This is a genomic window from Streptomyces sp. NPDC023481 (assembly GCF_055560195.1).
Window position 1 is genome coordinate 20,780 of sequence record NZ_JBVHJE010000020.1, and the last position, 12,830, is coordinate 33,609.

General features: G+C 72.3%; 22 protein-coding genes. 1 reads left to right on the forward strand and 21 read right to left on the reverse strand.

Features of this window, described 5'->3' with window-relative positions:
• Positions 1–290 precede the first annotated feature (290 nt).
• From ACZ3ZD_RS31515 to ACZ3ZD_RS31595, 17 genes are all read right to left on the reverse strand, one after another.
• Complete coding sequence (locus ACZ3ZD_RS31515; RefSeq protein ID WP_467404830.1) at positions 291–815, reverse strand: hypothetical protein; 525 nt, start codon at positions 813–815, stop codon at positions 291–293.
• Positions 812–1,498, reverse strand: a complete 687-nt coding sequence (locus tag ACZ3ZD_RS31520; protein WP_467404834.1) for a hypothetical protein — start codon at positions 1,496–1,498, stop codon at positions 812–814. Before ACZ3ZD_RS31520 ends, ACZ3ZD_RS31515 begins: the two co-directional genes overlap by 4 nt.
• Positions 1,495–1,932, reverse strand: coding sequence for a RapZ C-terminal domain-containing protein (locus ACZ3ZD_RS31525; RefSeq protein ID WP_467404837.1), 438 nt, complete (start codon positions 1,930–1,932; stop codon positions 1,495–1,497). The genes ACZ3ZD_RS31520 and ACZ3ZD_RS31525 overlap by 4 nt, the downstream gene beginning before the upstream one ends.
• A 156-nt stretch (positions 1,933–2,088) precedes the next feature.
• Entirely contained in the window at positions 2,089–2,271 is a 183-nt protein-coding gene (locus tag ACZ3ZD_RS31530) for a hypothetical protein (protein ID WP_467404839.1), read from the reverse strand.
• Positions 2,271–2,756 (reverse strand): hypothetical protein, encoded by a 486-nt coding sequence (locus tag ACZ3ZD_RS31535; protein ID WP_467404843.1) that lies wholly within the window; start codon positions 2,754–2,756, stop codon positions 2,271–2,273. The genes ACZ3ZD_RS31530 and ACZ3ZD_RS31535 overlap by 1 nt, the downstream gene beginning before the upstream one ends.
• Positions 2,756–2,959 carry a hypothetical protein gene (locus tag ACZ3ZD_RS31540; protein ID WP_467404848.1) on the reverse strand — a complete coding sequence of 68 codons (204 nt, stop codon included), beginning with the start codon at positions 2,957–2,959 and terminating at the stop codon, positions 2,756–2,758. Before ACZ3ZD_RS31540 ends, ACZ3ZD_RS31535 begins: the two co-directional genes overlap by 1 nt.
• A gap of 19 nt (positions 2,960–2,978) precedes the next feature.
• Complete coding sequence (locus ACZ3ZD_RS31545; RefSeq protein WP_467404853.1) at positions 2,979–3,269, reverse strand: hypothetical protein; 291 nt, start codon at positions 3,267–3,269, stop codon at positions 2,979–2,981.
• Positions 3,266–3,709, reverse strand: a complete 444-nt coding sequence (locus ACZ3ZD_RS31550; protein WP_467404856.1) for an ASCH domain-containing protein — start codon at positions 3,707–3,709, stop codon at positions 3,266–3,268. The genes ACZ3ZD_RS31545 and ACZ3ZD_RS31550 overlap by 4 nt, the downstream gene beginning before the upstream one ends.
• On the reverse strand, positions 3,706–4,383 hold the full coding sequence (locus ACZ3ZD_RS31555) for a GGDEF domain-containing protein (RefSeq protein WP_467404861.1): 678 nt from the start codon (positions 4,381–4,383) through the stop codon (positions 3,706–3,708). Before ACZ3ZD_RS31555 ends, ACZ3ZD_RS31550 begins: the two co-directional genes overlap by 4 nt.
• A gap of 92 nt (positions 4,384–4,475) precedes the next feature.
• Positions 4,476–4,778, reverse strand: coding sequence for a hypothetical protein (locus ACZ3ZD_RS31560; protein ID WP_467404863.1), 303 nt, complete (start codon positions 4,776–4,778; stop codon positions 4,476–4,478).
• Positions 4,779–4,876: 98 nt separating this feature from the next.
• Positions 4,877–5,836, reverse strand: coding sequence for an AAA family ATPase (locus ACZ3ZD_RS31565; RefSeq protein WP_467404866.1), 960 nt, complete (start codon positions 5,834–5,836; stop codon positions 4,877–4,879).
• Positions 5,833–6,174 (reverse strand): hypothetical protein, encoded by a 342-nt coding sequence (locus ACZ3ZD_RS31570; protein ID WP_388636513.1) that lies wholly within the window; start codon positions 6,172–6,174, stop codon positions 5,833–5,835. Before ACZ3ZD_RS31570 ends, ACZ3ZD_RS31565 begins: the two co-directional genes overlap by 4 nt.
• Positions 6,171–6,749: a hypothetical protein gene (locus ACZ3ZD_RS31575; RefSeq protein ID WP_467404871.1), complete on the reverse strand. Its 579-nt coding sequence runs from the start codon at positions 6,747–6,749 to the stop codon at positions 6,171–6,173. Before ACZ3ZD_RS31575 ends, ACZ3ZD_RS31570 begins: the two co-directional genes overlap by 4 nt.
• Positions 6,750–6,862: 113 nt before the next feature.
• A complete protein-coding gene (locus tag ACZ3ZD_RS31580; protein ID WP_467405271.1) occupies positions 6,863–7,141 on the reverse strand; it encodes a hypothetical protein in 279 nt (92 codons plus the stop codon).
• Positions 7,138–7,686: a hypothetical protein gene (locus ACZ3ZD_RS31585; RefSeq protein WP_467404874.1), complete on the reverse strand. Its 549-nt coding sequence runs from the start codon at positions 7,684–7,686 to the stop codon at positions 7,138–7,140. The genes ACZ3ZD_RS31580 and ACZ3ZD_RS31585 overlap by 4 nt, the downstream gene beginning before the upstream one ends.
• A 30-nt stretch (positions 7,687–7,716) precedes the next feature.
• Positions 7,717–8,178, reverse strand: a complete 462-nt coding sequence (locus tag ACZ3ZD_RS31590; protein WP_467404878.1) for an RRQRL motif-containing zinc-binding protein — start codon at positions 8,176–8,178, stop codon at positions 7,717–7,719.
• Between the two features lie 256 nt (positions 8,179–8,434).
• Complete coding sequence (locus tag ACZ3ZD_RS31595) at positions 8,435–9,253, reverse strand: hypothetical protein (protein ID WP_467404882.1); 819 nt, start codon at positions 9,251–9,253, stop codon at positions 8,435–8,437.
• 115 nt (positions 9,254–9,368) lie between these two features.
• Here ACZ3ZD_RS31595 and ACZ3ZD_RS31600 point away from each other — a divergent pair, with 115 nt between their 5' ends.
• Entirely contained in the window at positions 9,369–9,563 is a 195-nt protein-coding gene (locus ACZ3ZD_RS31600; protein WP_355399424.1) for a hypothetical protein, read from the forward strand.
• Positions 9,564–9,648: 85 nt separating this feature from the next.
• Here the strand turns inward: ACZ3ZD_RS31600 and ACZ3ZD_RS31605 are convergent, their stop codons facing one another.
• From ACZ3ZD_RS31605 to ACZ3ZD_RS31620, 4 genes are all read right to left on the reverse strand, one after another.
• Positions 9,649–10,152 carry a hypothetical protein gene (locus ACZ3ZD_RS31605; protein ID WP_393902320.1) on the reverse strand — a complete coding sequence of 168 codons (504 nt, stop codon included), beginning with the start codon at positions 10,150–10,152 and terminating at the stop codon, positions 9,649–9,651.
• Between the two features lie 80 nt (positions 10,153–10,232).
• Positions 10,233–10,424, reverse strand: a complete 192-nt coding sequence (locus ACZ3ZD_RS31610; RefSeq protein ID WP_362578214.1) for a hypothetical protein — start codon at positions 10,422–10,424, stop codon at positions 10,233–10,235.
• Positions 10,425–10,506: 82 nt separating this feature from the next.
• On the reverse strand, positions 10,507–11,946 hold the full coding sequence (locus tag ACZ3ZD_RS31615; RefSeq protein WP_467404891.1) for an ATP-binding protein: 1,440 nt from the start codon (positions 11,944–11,946) through the stop codon (positions 10,507–10,509).
• On the reverse strand, positions 11,943–12,785 hold the full coding sequence (locus ACZ3ZD_RS31620) for a hypothetical protein (RefSeq protein ID WP_467404894.1): 843 nt from the start codon (positions 12,783–12,785) through the stop codon (positions 11,943–11,945). The genes ACZ3ZD_RS31615 and ACZ3ZD_RS31620 overlap by 4 nt, the downstream gene beginning before the upstream one ends.
• Positions 12,786–12,830 lie beyond the last annotated feature (45 nt).

Here is a 12,830-nt window from a genome sequence, read left to right on the forward strand (position 1 = left end):
GGGGCCCGCGGCGCCAGGTGGCCGGAACGCAACAAGGCACTCCGTCCCGCGCCGTCCCCACTCGAAACGCATTGCCTGCTGGAGCACAGGGCCCTTTGTACGCAGCCCCGGCGAGGTACCTCTGCGAAACGAGAAGCCTGGCCGTCCCGAGGACAACATCCTGGCTGGCATGGCTCTTCGACGGGGGCGCCTGGTCCCACCGCAGGCGGTTGGGTCTCGCCCGTTCCTGGCTCTGAAACGCAAGAAGGCCCGGCTCCCCCACATCTGCGGGGGAGCCGGGCCTTCGGCTGTCAGGCTGCCCAGGTCGCGGGCGCGCCTGCGTCGGGGTCAGGGATGCCGGCTGCGGTCGCCGGCGCGGCCGGGTGCCGAAGTGCGGTGACCGGGATGGCGCCGGGTTCGGTGGCGGGTGCCCAGACCATGCGCCAGGTGTCGTCCCACTCGCATCCGCAGCCGTGTTCCGGGTGCGGGTGTCGTAAGAAGACGCCGTGGGTGTGGACTGCGCGCGGGATGCGGGGGATGAGGACCGAGGGATCGTCACCGGGGTAGAGATACAAGTTCCGCCAGCCGTGGATCCGGGCCATGTACGCAGCGGCGGCCTCGATGACGGTGGCCCACCCCTGATGCCCGAGCACGAGGAACGCGACCGGGTAGAGGTGGTCGTCGGTCGGGTCGTCGATCCCGGTGACGTGCAGGCCGGAGTGAGCGAGGAAGCCGTTCTCCACCGCGTCCTCGCCAGGCGTCCAGAGCTGTTCGACGGGGTGCATGGTGCCGTCGTCGCCTTCGCTGGTCTCGATCTCGTACCGAGCCGAGGTCACGCACTCACCCCCGCGACGGCGGCGTCCAGGAGCGCCACGGCGTCGGCCTCGTACGGGTCGGCGACCAGTTGGTGGTCGCTGACGTCGAACGACGCGTAGCGCACCGAGACCCGGCAGCCGGGGACGAGGGTGGTCTCCCGCCCGTCCAGCGCGGCGGTAATCCGGTCATTATCCTGCTGGGCGTGCCGGGTCTGGGTGTACGGGCCGAGGCGCAGCAGGGTGTAGCCGTCGCGGCTGTCGTCGCGCTTGTGGGCCTCGATGTAGAGGGCGTAGTGGGCGGGTTCCATGCCGACGTCGTCGGGCAGGGGCAGGCCGGCGGCGGCGTAGGTGAGCATCGCGTAGCCGGGCTGCCAGAAGCCGACGATCGACGTCGTGTTGCAGCGCAGCCAGTCGCGGTCGGTGTAACCCAGCTGGCGGCCGCATTGGTAGGCGCCCGCGTGCGGGGCGTCGGGGTGGACCAGGGCGACGGCGATCATGTCGGGGCCATGGTCGTCGCCGGGCCGGGTGTGCGCGCGTTCCACGAACGGCCCGACACGAACGGCGATGTCCCGAGCGCTGCCGGGCGTCCAAGGCTCGGGGTTGCGCAGGGCGGTGAGCATCGTGCGGAACTGGTCGACGACGGCCTGGTCCTCGGGCGTGAGGGCGCCGGGGCCGTGGCCGCAGCGGCGGAAGCGACGGATCATCGGGCGGTCTCCTGCTCTGTGTTGGCGGTACGGGGGCCGGCGGGCGTCTTGAGGACGCGCGGCAGATGGACGTGCAGGTGCTCGACTACGACCTCACGGCCGCGGCCGCGGAGTTCTCGGGCAAGGAGTTCGGTAAGACCGCTGGCCCTGTGCCTGCCGCCCGCGCAACCGATGGCGATGCGGCTGGGGCCGGCGGGCAGATCGGCATAGTCGGCGAGGTTGGCGAGTAACTCGCGGGCGCTGGGGGTTGCGAGGACGACTCCCTGGACCCGGGGGTCACGGCCGTCGAGATCGAGGATGTCCCGGGCGGCGGCGGGATCGCGGAGCCGGTCGCGGACGTCTTCGATCCGGTCGGCGGCGGGCGGGACGGGGGAGCCGCCCGGGCCAGTGGGCAGGTGCAGGTAGCCGAACGAGGTCAGACGGATCGGGTGCACGGGTGAGCCTCCTGCTCGGTGGCGAGGGACGGGAACACACGGAGCGCCGCGCCCGGCCGGGAAAGGCGGGGCGCAGCGCTCCGGCGCGGCGCTTCGGGGCGGCGCTTCGGGGCGGTGCTTCGGGGCGGTGCTACTGAGTGGTGCTACTGAGTGGTGCTACTGGGTGGTGGTGTCGGTGACCACGAGGAACTGGTCGGTGCTCAGGTCCATGACGACCTGGGCGTTGGTGCCCTGGGCGCGTTGGGCGGCGGCGTACTCTTCGGCCGGCCAGGAGCCGCGGGGACCTCCGGCGGGGAACCGCTCCAGCACCGTGCGGGTCTGCGTGCTGGGGGTGGCCATCAGGCGTCACCGCCGTTCACGCGCTCGTGGATGTCGATGAGGGTGGCGATGGCGTCGGGATTGTCCGCCTCGCCGACCCACTGCCCGAGCGCGGTGAAGACGGGCACCTTCTCGCGGTCGGCGTCGAAGATGACGCAGTAGTCGCCGTACCGGTCCATCACCATGTCCCGCAGGACCGGGATGAGTCCGGTGTCGAGGACCTCCAGGGCGTCGACGGTGAGCCGGGCGGGCTCGCCGGGTGCCGGCGGCTGGACCAGGGTGCCGGTGACGCGCAGCAGGTCGCCGGGCTGGACGCCGTTCAGCAGCTCGTGCGTGATCCGGGGGTCGCCGCTGGTGCAGGTGACGATCGTGTCGGGGGCGTCGTCGGGGAGCGCGTCGATGTCGGCGGGCGGGACGATCAGGTCGAAGGTGGTGGTCCCGATGCGCGGGCCGGGGACGGGGATCGTGTCGACCCAGCCGTCGACGGCGTAGTTCTTGGTGTCCATCAGCTGGCCTCCGCCAGGGTCTCGGTGGGGCGAGGGGAGCGGGGTCGGGTGGTGCGCTGTGCGATGTCCAGCAGCTCGCGGTGGCGCCGCTGCTGTTCGGGGGTGAGCGGGCGGGCCGTTGCGCCGTGGCGGTGCCAGTGCGGGGAGGCCGGCGGCTCGGGGTAGGCGAGGGCGTGGTCGACGTCGCGTTCGGTGCTGCTCATGAGGTCCTCCCGGTGGAGGTCAGGCGTGGTCGCCTTGGCCCTTGGAGTTGGGCTTCGGCGCGAGGTCGGAGGCGAACCGCCCGAGGCGGGCCTCAACGGGGTGGGCGGTGATCCAGCCCTCCGCGCATGCCTTGTGCACGGGCTCGCCGGAGTGGGAGCGCATGGGCGTGGGCTGGCCGCACAGCGTGCAGGGGAGGTTCTGCCAGCGGTCGAAGTGCTGGCCGTCGCGCCAGACGAGAAGTTCGCCGGGAGCCGGGATCAGGCCCGGCTCGAACGGCGGCTTCTCCTTCTTGCGTCCCGTGCGGGTCACGGACGGAAGTCGGGCAGCTGCTGGAACACGCGGTCCAGCAGGTCCTCGGTCGGCTTCCAGGGCCCGAGCTGCCCGGCGGCGGGGACCGGCAGCGGCAGCTCCTGGACGTCCTGGAGGACCAGGTGCCAGGTACCGGCCTGTGCCCATGGCGTGCAGGGCTCGGAGCCCTCGGGGTCCTGGTGGCAGTCGACCAGGCGGCCCACGCCGATCACGGCTCCGGTGGTCAGCTCCCGGCCGCGGATCGTGCGGGCGATCAGCGGGACGCGCAGGGCGGGCCGGTCGATCCGCTGGCCCGCGTGCAGGAGCATCCAGCCGCGCCAGCTCCAGGGCTTGGGGCGATTCTCAATGCCCTTGGCGCCGGTCAGGATGCAGGTGGCGTGCGGCTGCTGGACGCTGATGCCGCGGATCCAGTCGCCCTGCGGGAGGGTCGCATTGCTCATGCTGCCCGCCCCCATACGGCCGTTCCCGGGCGCCCGGCACGGCGGCCGTTGATGGACGGCACCGTGGTGTGCGCGGGCGAGGCGACGGCGGCGCGCCCCGAGTGCTTGCCGTCGTACAGGGCGGCGTCGGCGGCCCGCTGCAACGCGGACAGGTCGCGGGTGCCGAGGACGTCGGAGGTCGCAGCGCCGACCGAGGCGGCGACGTCGACGGTGCGGCCGTCGTCCAGGACGACCGGGGTGTGCAGCATCCGGACCAGCTGCTCCAGGCGGCGCGCGCGGCCGTCGGCGGGCAGGTCCAGGACCACGGCGAACTCATCGCCTCCGAGCCTGCCCACAGCAGCGCGCGGGCCCGCCCAGGCGGTGAGCCTGGCGCCGAACGCGGCGAGCACGGCGTCCCCGGCCGGATGTCCCATCGTGTCGTTCACGGCCTTGAAGTGGTCGGCGTCGACCATGACCACGGCCACGCTGTCGCCGTGGCGGGTAAGGATGCGGCGGGCGCGTGAGGTGTAGGCGTCGCGGCGCAGCAGCCCGGTCAGCGGGTCCTTCCGCGTGGCGGCGAGCCGCTTGTGGAGCGCGATGGCGTGCACCGCCCAGCCGGTCAACGGCACGGCGGCGGTGGTCATAAGGAGTGTGCGCGAGCCGATCCGGCCCCGGTGGTGCAGGACGGAGTCCATACTGAGGATCTCCCTCTCGTCTCGTACGGGTTGGGTGGGCCCGGGGCAGGCGAACTGGTTTGGACGCCTTGAGCGCCTGTCCCGGGGCAGAGCTACAGCTCGAAGGGGCTGGAGTTGAGCCAGCTGTAAGGGCTCCTCCAGGGGCCGGCCTTCGCAGCGGGCCAGTCGAGCTCCCAGCCGGGCCGGTATCCGCAGGCGCCCCAGCCGTCCGGGCGCCCGTGGGGAATCTCAAGTCCGGCCTCCGCCGCGGCGCGTGCCGCGTCGTAGACCTCGTGCGCGGCCTTCATGGCGGCGCTACGGCTGTCGGCCTGGCCGGTGAAGATGTGCACGCCTTCCAGGCCGGGGGTCTCGGTGCTCCGTATGGGGACGTCGACCTCGAAGTAGGGCAGGGTCATGACGTCCATCTCCTCTCGTGATCGCGGCGGTTGAGGGACCACCGCGACCGCCCCGGCCCCAGGCGGTGAGCCGGGGCCGGGGCAGCACGGAGAGTCCGTCAGCCTCGGATCGCTTCGAGGGCCTGCTCCTCGAGGTCGGCGCGGCCTTCGGGGTCGTCGTCCTGGTCGTCGGCGTTGTTCGGGCCGTGGACGGTGCAGACGATGTCCTCGTCGTCGTCCAGGTCGTCGTTCAGCGCGCGGAACAGACAGGTGACGCTGTAGGCGGGCACCCACGCGTAGCCGTCGCATTCGTCGTCGTGCGGGCACGGCACCCTCACGTCGAACCCGACGTCACCCTCGCCGTCCACGTCGGTGCGCAGGGCGAGGGTGAGGTACTGCTGACCGAGGCGGATCTCCGCGACGCGGTCGCCGCCGGCGACGTTCGAGCCGGGCTTCCACTGCCACAGCGGCAGGATCTCCTCGCCGAACACCCGGGATACGAGGTTCAGGTCACCGAGGCCGTCGCCGCCGTCCAGCCCGAGGTCGGCTTGCCGGGCCTCGCTCAGGCGCTCCAGGAACGGCAGCAGCCGGTAGAGGCTGTCGGAGAAGACGATTTCGGCGAAGCCTTCCGCCTTGAGGGTCCGGTGCGAAGCGACCATGTCCTGGCGCTGCTTGATGACCGTGGCCTCGGGGACCGTGCGGTTGGCCGGCCGCGGGCCCTGCCGCTCGATACAGACGCTGCCAGGGGTGGCGACCATGACCGCGATGGGCAGCATGCTGTGCCGCTTGGCAGCGGCGACCAGCGGCTCCCTGGCTGCCTGGGTCACGTTGGTCGCGTCGACGACCGTGAACAGGCGGCGACGCATCCTCGCCTCCAGGAGCAGGTGCAGGGCGGCGACGGCGTCGCCGGTCGCGTCCTGGGCGCCCGCGTCGTCGCTGACCGTCTCGCGCAGCGCGTCCAGGGACAGGACCTGCGAGGCGGGCCAGGTGCGGGCGATCGTGGACTTCCCGGCGCCGGACGGGCCGATGAGGACCACCAGGCTGTGCTCGGGCATCTGCGGGTAGATCAGCTCGGTCATGCGGATTCTCCTTGCGGGTCAAGGGCGCAGGCAGCCCAGATGAGGCGCTGCCCGGCGTGGTCGGTGAGCAGGTCGGCGGCTTCGTGCAGCGGGCAGGAGGCGTCGCCGTCGCGGTCGGGCTCGATCTGCTCAGCTCGCTTCGCAGCAGCGGTGAGCAGCTGCGCGACGCAGGCCATGAACCCGCCGGGCGGGTCGGTGTCCTCGATGAGCTCACGCAGGATCGCGGCGAGCTCCTCCTGGTCGACGTCGTCGGCGCTGAGGTCGTCCTCGATCTGCTGGAGAGCCAGCGAGGCGATCCCGACCGATGCGCGGACGCGTTCCAGGCGGGTCCGGCTCACCGGCGGGCGCGGGGGCGGGTGGAGAGCCAGGTGGTGACGGCGGCGGCCGCGATGCCGATGGAGCGGTGCAGGGCCGCGTCCAGCTCCATCCACGCGCTGCCCGGCCCGGTGAGCTCCTTGGTGACCGCGCCTTCGTCGTCGAGGCGGACCGCCTGGCAGTGCTCGATGTAGCCGGTCTTCTTGGTCTTCTTCGCCAGCCACAGCAGTAAGGCCCCACGGTCGATCGCGGCGTGCGTTCCGGCGTTGAGGGCCGCGCCGGCGAGCAGCGCGGTGGGCGTGACGCGGTAGCCGAACGCCCGGGTGATCGCGACGGTCGTCCCGAGCTGCACGGCGGTGTACGAGGCGACGTGGCAGGCCACCGCACGGCGCCCGAGAGCGCTGGTGGTCATGGTTAGGCGGGCGGAGTCCGGCGTGGCGGGGGAGCCGTCAGCGTGGACCAGGTCCTCGCCGTACAGGCGCTTGCGCATCGACGTTTTCGAGCCCTGCACCCAGTGGTCGCACAGGGGATGCAGCTCGCCGAAGGTGGCCAGCAGAGTGCCGAAGATGGCCAGACGTTCGGTGGTGAGACGGGGCATGCTGGAGGTCTCCTGATCTCGAAAAGGGTGAGGGAGCGGGGTGGTCGGCCCTTTGCCGATGCGCGGCCACCCGGCGGTCCCGACCCCGGCCGGTGTGGCCGGGGTCGGGTCGTTCAGAACGGGGGTTCGTCCGGCCAGGCCGGGACGGGCAGGAGCCGGATGCGCAGCTCGCGCCGGTCCGACCAGCAGCCGCACGCCTCCATCTCCGGGTTCGCGCCGCCGACCCACCAGCCGCCCGCGCCCCGGCAGTCGGGGCAGGAGCGGCGGGGCCGCGGCGTCAGCTCGATGCGGTGCCGGTCGGCGTACAGCCGCCAGCGGCCGGCCTTGAGCGTGAGGACAGCCGCGCCGACGGCGGCCGCCAGGAGCACGGCGGTGCGGGCGCGCACGGTCAGGTCCGTGCCGGGTGCGGCTGGACCAGGAAGCGGGTGCCCGTGCCGCTGACGCAGGGCTCCGCGGTGACGAAGTGCGGCTCGCTCTGGGCGAGCCGGCGCATCGTCTCCTTGATGAAGTCGGCGGGGCGCTGGAGGGCGAAACGGTCCGCGTGGAAGTCACTCAGGCTGACGGCGTGGGCGCGGCTGCCGTGCTGGCGCAGGCTCCAGAGCCGGTCGCGCACAATCGTCGCGGCCTCGGTGTCGTCGGGCGCGGCCGGGACGCCGCGGTTCATCGCGCGGCAGCTGGCGGCGTGGGCGTTGGCCGCCTTGGCGGCGTCCTGCTCGGACATCGGGTTGTGCGCGACGGTCTTCGAGGCGCGGAAGGTGCAGCCGAGACAGACGGCGGCGTAGCGCGAGGTGCCTCGGTCGCCGTCGGCCGTGTAGACGAGGACGATCGCTCCTTCCCGTTCCCCGAGGGTGTTGCGGTAGCGCTGGACGACGGTCGTGCCCGGCGGCGTCCAGGTCGCGGGGTCCTGCACGCCGGGGCGGCGGGTGAACAGGCTCATGGGTGACTTCTCCTTCGGGGGACTCGTTGATCAGGCGGCCAGCCGGTGGACGACCGGGGCCGTGGACGGCAAGTAGGTGTCGGGGCTGGGCTCGTAGCCCCTGGCGCAGGGGTCGCAGACGCCCTGGGTGCGCAGCGGGAGGCAGAAGTAGTACCTCCGGCGGCACTGGGGGCACGTGGACCTCGCGGCCATCGCCCGGTCCAGCGCCTCTTCCTGCGCGAGCGTCGGCACCCGCTTCGGTCGGGCGAACTCCACGCTGTAGAGCCAGGCCCGGGTGGGATGGATGCACGACTGGTCGGGCCGGTAGGCGCACGCCTTGCAGCGCAGCACCGCGACCGGGCCGTGCCCGCCGGGGCTCAGTCCTCGCTCGCGTAACTGCCGCCGGGTGACCAAACCCTCTGGACAAGCGCGTCGGTCGAACTCCGGCAGCGTCGCGTCGCTGCGCGGCACCCGTTTCACCTCGCGGCGGCGCTTCTTCCTCGGGCGCGGCATCACCTGCTCCAGGCGCCGGGCAGCCGGTCGGGGCGGTGCGGGTAGCGGGGGCCGGGGCGCTGCGGGCGGGGCCGGCCGATCCGTCGGCGCGGGCGGGGGATGAGCACGGTGTGTCCTCCAACAGGGTTGAGGGCGGGCAGTGCTGCGCCCCGTCGGCGGAGGGTCCGCTGGCGGGGCGTGGGGTGTGGCGGGCGGCCGGGCGGCCTGTCCGGTCCTCGCCCGCGCGGGGCGGGCGAGAGCCAGGCAGGGCGACGGGTCAGCGCTTCTGGAGCGGGTGCACGTTGTCCGGGGTGTCGTCGGCGGCCGGGGCGGCCGGGGCCGGGAGGTGGATGTGGGGCTCGATCTGGTGACCGGCGTTGTGGATGTGGGTGAAGAACGCCGGGCGCAGGGTCAGGCCGCGCAGTGCGAACGCGGAGGCGACGGTCCAGGCGAGGACGGCGAGCCCGGTGGCGATGGCGCGGCCGTCGGCGGGAGCTGCGCTGTAGACCATGGCGATGCTGGCCGCGCCCCACGCAGTCCAGGTCAGGCGGGCGCCGCTGCTGCGGAAGAACCCGCCAACCAGGCCGAAGAGTCCGACCAGTTGCCAAACGGTGTAGACGGTGGAGGCGCTGATCGGCAGCGATGCTGAGTGGGCCGCGATGTACGAGCGGATCGGCTGGTCGACCACGGCGAAGACGCCGGTGGAGGTGTCGGCGCCGACCTGGACGCGCGGCACGGCGGTCAGCAGGCGGTGCAGCGTGTCGGCCAGGACGTCGGTCGCGCCGTCCAGGAGGATGAGGACCGCGCAGATCCCGGCGAGTCCGAGCGCCGTCTTCACCCAGTTCGCCATGCCGTGCCAGCCGAGTTCGGGGGCGCGGCGCAGGTCCTCCCAGCGGTCGTGCAGGAAGCCGCCTTCGTCCCAGGCGTCGTCCCACCACTCGCGCAGGGCCTCCAGCCGCGGCTCCTTCTCTTCGAGGTCTTCGAGCGAGGGCACGGGCGGGGCCTCGGGGAAGTCGAGGGCCTGGCCGTCGTCGGCGGGCGGGGACTCCTGGCGCTGGCCGGGGATGTGCGGGGTGCGGTCGGTGTGGTCAGCCACGGTCGGCATCTCCTTCGAGGGCGGTGACGCTGCGTACGGGATGGGAATGTCTCTGTCGCCGGGGCCTGGTGGTGCGACAGGCTGGGGCGAGGCCAGGGAGCAGCAAGGGGGCGCGATGGCAGTCGAGTTCGATTCGGTGATCGCCGACGGGGTGATCTATCCGGCGTTCACGGACGACGACGGCGTGCTGTGGATCGACGACGAAGACGACTTCGAGGTGGTCGTCGACCACGCGGTCGTCGACGGCGTGATCTATGAGGCGGAGGTCGATGAGTACGGCCGCCTGCTGATCTACCTGGACGACGACTGATCGCGCGGGCTGCCCGGGGCGGCCTGCGCCGCACTCGACTCCCGGCCGTGCGGGCGGGGTTCGAGTACGACGCAGGGTGCCGGGATCAGCTGTGGATGTCGTTGCGGGTGCGGGCGAAGAACATGCCGCGCGTGGTGCTGTGGTTGTTGATCTCGGTCTTCTGTGTGACCGGGCCCTCGTAGATGTTCTTGGTGACGGCGGAGCGGGCGCGGCTGATCGCGCCGCCGATCGCGGTGGCGGCCATGGCGAGGCCGGCGAACGGCAGGGTGACCATCAGGACGCCGGTCAGGGTGACCGAGGCGAGGCCCTGCAGAACCAGCCAGGCGCCGCAGCCGATGCCGGTGACCCCCGCTCCGACGCCGATGGAGGCGACGGCGATCCCGGCCGCCCAGGCGGGCACGATCCGGCGGTCGTCCTGATGGACGGGCGGGGTGTTGCCGTAGGCGGGCACGGGGGAGTCGTCGCGGAACGACGTCGGGAAGTGGCGTACCGGCGGCTCGGGCCGGAAGTTCTCTTCGATGATCCGCTTGGCTTCGGCGGCGGCCTCGGAGTCGGACATCGGGCGGCCGTCGGTGGAGTGGAAGTCCATCGTGCTGTCTCCGTTCGGTACGGGCGCGCCCTCCCTGCCGTGGTGGCGGGGAGGGCGCGAGGGGTGGGGAGCGGGGCGGGTTATCCGAGGCTGCTGATCCATCCGGCGACGCTGCTGATTCCGCTGTTGATGGCGGGCGCGACGCCGGTGGAGGCGAGGGTGAAGCCGAACAGGACGGCGGCGAGCGCGGGCCACAGCCGCAGGTAGCCGGTGCGCAGCAGGACGACGACGATGATTCCGGCGAAGACGACCAGGGAGACGGTCAGCGCCACAGCGGTGAACTCCTTCGGGAAGGCCGGCGGCCGGGTGGGGCCAGCGCAAGGCCGGGCCGGCCGGGCGGCGGGGGGAGGTGGGTCAGTTCCTGATCGCGGTAAGGGTGTTGCGGACGCTGCCGAGCTTGACCTCGCGGCCGCCGTCGGCGTTGACCAGCTGAAGGATCTGGAGCGCGTCCAGCGGGTCGTCGTGTGCGTCCAGGACGGCCTGGATGCGGTCGCGCAGCGTGCGGGCGCGGGACTTGGGCGGCGAGGCCGGGACCGGGGAGGCGGCCGTCTTGGCGCCGCCGCCCTTCTTCTTCCCCCCGCCGCCTTCGCCATCCTCGTCTTCCTCGGGCTCGGGGAAGACGGCCCGGTACGCCTCCATGCCGTCCAGGCGCTGGCAGTAGGCGTCCCTGATGAGGTCCCAGGCGGCTTCCTCGATCTCGGGCGGGGCGCCGGGGCCGTACAGGTCCAGGATCATCGGGTCCAGGCCCTCGGTGGGGACCGGGGAGCCGATGTTCCAGAACCGCATCTTGGACGTCGGGTAACGGCCGTTGACGTTGTACGCGGTGCCCTGGGTGCCGGGCCGGTCGTCGTCGGTGTGTTCCTCGTCGAACTGCGAGACGAGGTCGACTTCGCCCGCGTACTTCGGGATCGGGGCGAGGACCTGACCGGCGGGCAGCAGGCCGTCGGTCACCAGCTGCTTCATCATCGAGCTGGTCCAGCGGAGCAGGATGACCTCACCCTCCTTGAGCATCGCCCGGAGCGTGTCCGAGCCGCCCATCTCCTCGAGGTGGCCGGCCTGCGCGAACAGGCCGATGCCCACCCCGAGGGAGCGGCCGGTGCGGCCGATGTCCTTGATGTAGAACGTCGCTTCGTCCCGGTAGGGCGCGCCCTTCTCCAGGAGGCGGTTGGCCTCGTCCACGATCTGGTAGATCAGCGGGTCGGGCCTGTCGCGAAGGAACTTGGAGCGTCCCAGGCGGGCGTAGCGCTCCTGGCGGTCCATCATGGTCAGCCACGTCGTGCGCAGCTGCGCCATCGTGCCTTCCTGCGTGGTGACCCGCCAGGCGACGTTGCCGTCCGCGCCGGGCCCGGTCTGCCCGTACGCCTCGGGGGCGGACTGGCCGCCCTTGAGGTCGGCGTACAGCACAGCGATCCCGGAGCGCTTCATCGCGGCGAGGATGATCTGCCCGGCGGTGGACTTGCCCGCGCCGGTGGTGCCGAACAGCAGCAGGCGCTGCGCGGAGCCGGACTGCGGGTCGTACAGGCGCAGCAGGGAGGGCCGGCCGTTGTGGTAGCGGCCGATCCACACGCGCCCGCGTTCGTCCATGACCAGCATCTGCGGGTCGGCGAGGATGACGCGGGCGAGCGGGTCATTGGGGTAGATGGTGACCAGCGCCTTGTCGCCCATGACGCTGGTCTCCACCGCGAGCCGGTTGACGTCCTTGATGCGCAGGGCGTTGGCGAGCTTCATCGGGTGGTACGTGATGATGTCGCCGGCCTCCACCGCTTCCACGGTCAGCTCGTAGATCTTGCTCATGCGGGGAGCTCCTTGGTCTCCTCGTCGGGGATGTCGACGGTGCGGATCGCGGTGATGACGGTGGAGGGCATGCCCTTGGGGGCGATGAGCTTCTCCCAGGCCGTGTAGATGTCCAGGGCCTCTTCGGGGGCCTGGCCGACGGTGAGGCGCCGGACCCCGGCGCCCTGCTTGGGCACGGGGGTGATGGCGATGTCGTCCTCGGGCCAGTTGATGGCCGCGGACAGCTCCAGCAGGTCGATCTTCGGGACCGGCTTGCCGGGGAGGGTGGAGCGGATGACGGCGGTCATCGACTCCTCACCGGTGCGTTCGATCTGCTCCAGCACGGTGTTCGGGGCGGCGCCGCCCTCGATGGCGACGTGCTGTGCCCAGTAGGCGGCCATCGGGTGCTGCGGCCCGGCCTGGTCGGTGTCGGCGGCCAGGAGCACTTGGGTCTGCTCGATGGCCTCGGGGGTCAGCGACTTCTCGCGGCCGACCAGGACGCGGGCCAGGCGGGCCGGGCGCACGTACAGCACCAGGGCGGTCCAGCCCGCGTCGGCGAGCAGCTGCCAGTACCAGTCGATGCCGGGGACGATGCGCTGCGCGGTGAGCAGCGCGGCCATGGACACCGACGGGGACAGGTACAGGCCCATGGCGGTGTTGCCCGCGGCGTTGCGCGGCAGGGTCAGCGACCACAGGGCGCCCCATCCGCCGCAGCCGAGGGCGGCCAGCACGGAGGGGCCGTAGAAGTCGTGGGTGAAGGTTCCGGTGGCGAGCGCGCCGGTGCCGGCCACGGTGGCAACGCGGCCGAAGGCGTTGCGGGCCAGGGCGAAGCGGCCGCGCAGGGGTCCGAGGCGGATCATCGGTGGGCTCTCCTTCGAGGCATGAGGAAGGGCGGCGAACCCGCA

What these genes read in the sequence shown, in the direction of transcription:
- ACZ3ZD_RS31520 (WP_467404834.1), bottom strand. Translation starts at nt 1,498, where the DNA reads ATGATCCGTCGCTTCCGCCGCTGCGGCCACGGCCCCGGCGCCCTCACG.
- ACZ3ZD_RS31530 (WP_467404839.1), bottom strand. Translation starts at nt 2,271, where the DNA reads ATGGCCACCCCCAGCACGCAGACCCGCACGGTGCTGGAGCGGTTCCCC.
- ACZ3ZD_RS31535 (WP_467404843.1), bottom strand. Translation starts at nt 2,756, where the DNA reads ATGGACACCAAGAACTACGCCGTCGACGGCTGGGTCGACACGATCCCC.
- ACZ3ZD_RS31540 (WP_467404848.1), bottom strand. Translation starts at nt 2,959, where the DNA reads ATGAGCAGCACCGAACGCGACGTCGACCACGCCCTCGCCTACCCCGAG.
- ACZ3ZD_RS31550 (WP_467404856.1), bottom strand. Translation starts at nt 3,709, where the DNA reads ATGAGCAATGCGACCCTCCCGCAGGGCGACTGGATCCGCGGCATCAGC.
- ACZ3ZD_RS31555 (WP_467404861.1), bottom strand. Translation starts at nt 4,383, where the DNA reads ATGGACTCCGTCCTGCACCACCGGGGCCGGATCGGCTCGCGCACACTC.
- ACZ3ZD_RS31560 (WP_467404863.1), bottom strand. Translation starts at nt 4,778, where the DNA reads ATGACCCTGCCCTACTTCGAGGTCGACGTCCCCATACGGAGCACCGAG.
- ACZ3ZD_RS31565 (WP_467404866.1), bottom strand. Translation starts at nt 5,836, where the DNA reads ATGACCGAGCTGATCTACCCGCAGATGCCCGAGCACAGCCTGGTGGTC.
- ACZ3ZD_RS31575 (WP_467404871.1), bottom strand. Translation starts at nt 6,749, where the DNA reads ATGCCCCGTCTCACCACCGAACGTCTGGCCATCTTCGGCACTCTGCTG.
- ACZ3ZD_RS31585 (WP_467404874.1), bottom strand. Translation starts at nt 7,686, where the DNA reads ATGAGCCTGTTCACCCGCCGCCCCGGCGTGCAGGACCCCGCGACCTGG.
- ACZ3ZD_RS31590 (WP_467404878.1), bottom strand. Translation starts at nt 8,178, where the DNA reads ATGCCGCGCCCGAGGAAGAAGCGCCGCCGCGAGGTGAAACGGGTGCCG.
- ACZ3ZD_RS31600 (WP_355399424.1), top strand. Translation starts at nt 9,369, where the DNA reads ATGGCAGTCGAGTTCGATTCGGTGATCGCCGACGGGGTGATCTATCCG.
- ACZ3ZD_RS31605 (WP_393902320.1), bottom strand. Translation starts at nt 10,152, where the DNA reads ATGGACTTCCACTCCACCGACGGCCGCCCGATGTCCGACTCCGAGGCC.
- ACZ3ZD_RS31615 (WP_467404891.1), bottom strand. Translation starts at nt 11,946, where the DNA reads ATGAGCAAGATCTACGAGCTGACCGTGGAAGCGGTGGAGGCCGGCGAC.
- ACZ3ZD_RS31620 (WP_467404894.1), bottom strand. Translation starts at nt 12,785, where the DNA reads ATGATCCGCCTCGGACCCCTGCGCGGCCGCTTCGCCCTGGCCCGCAAC.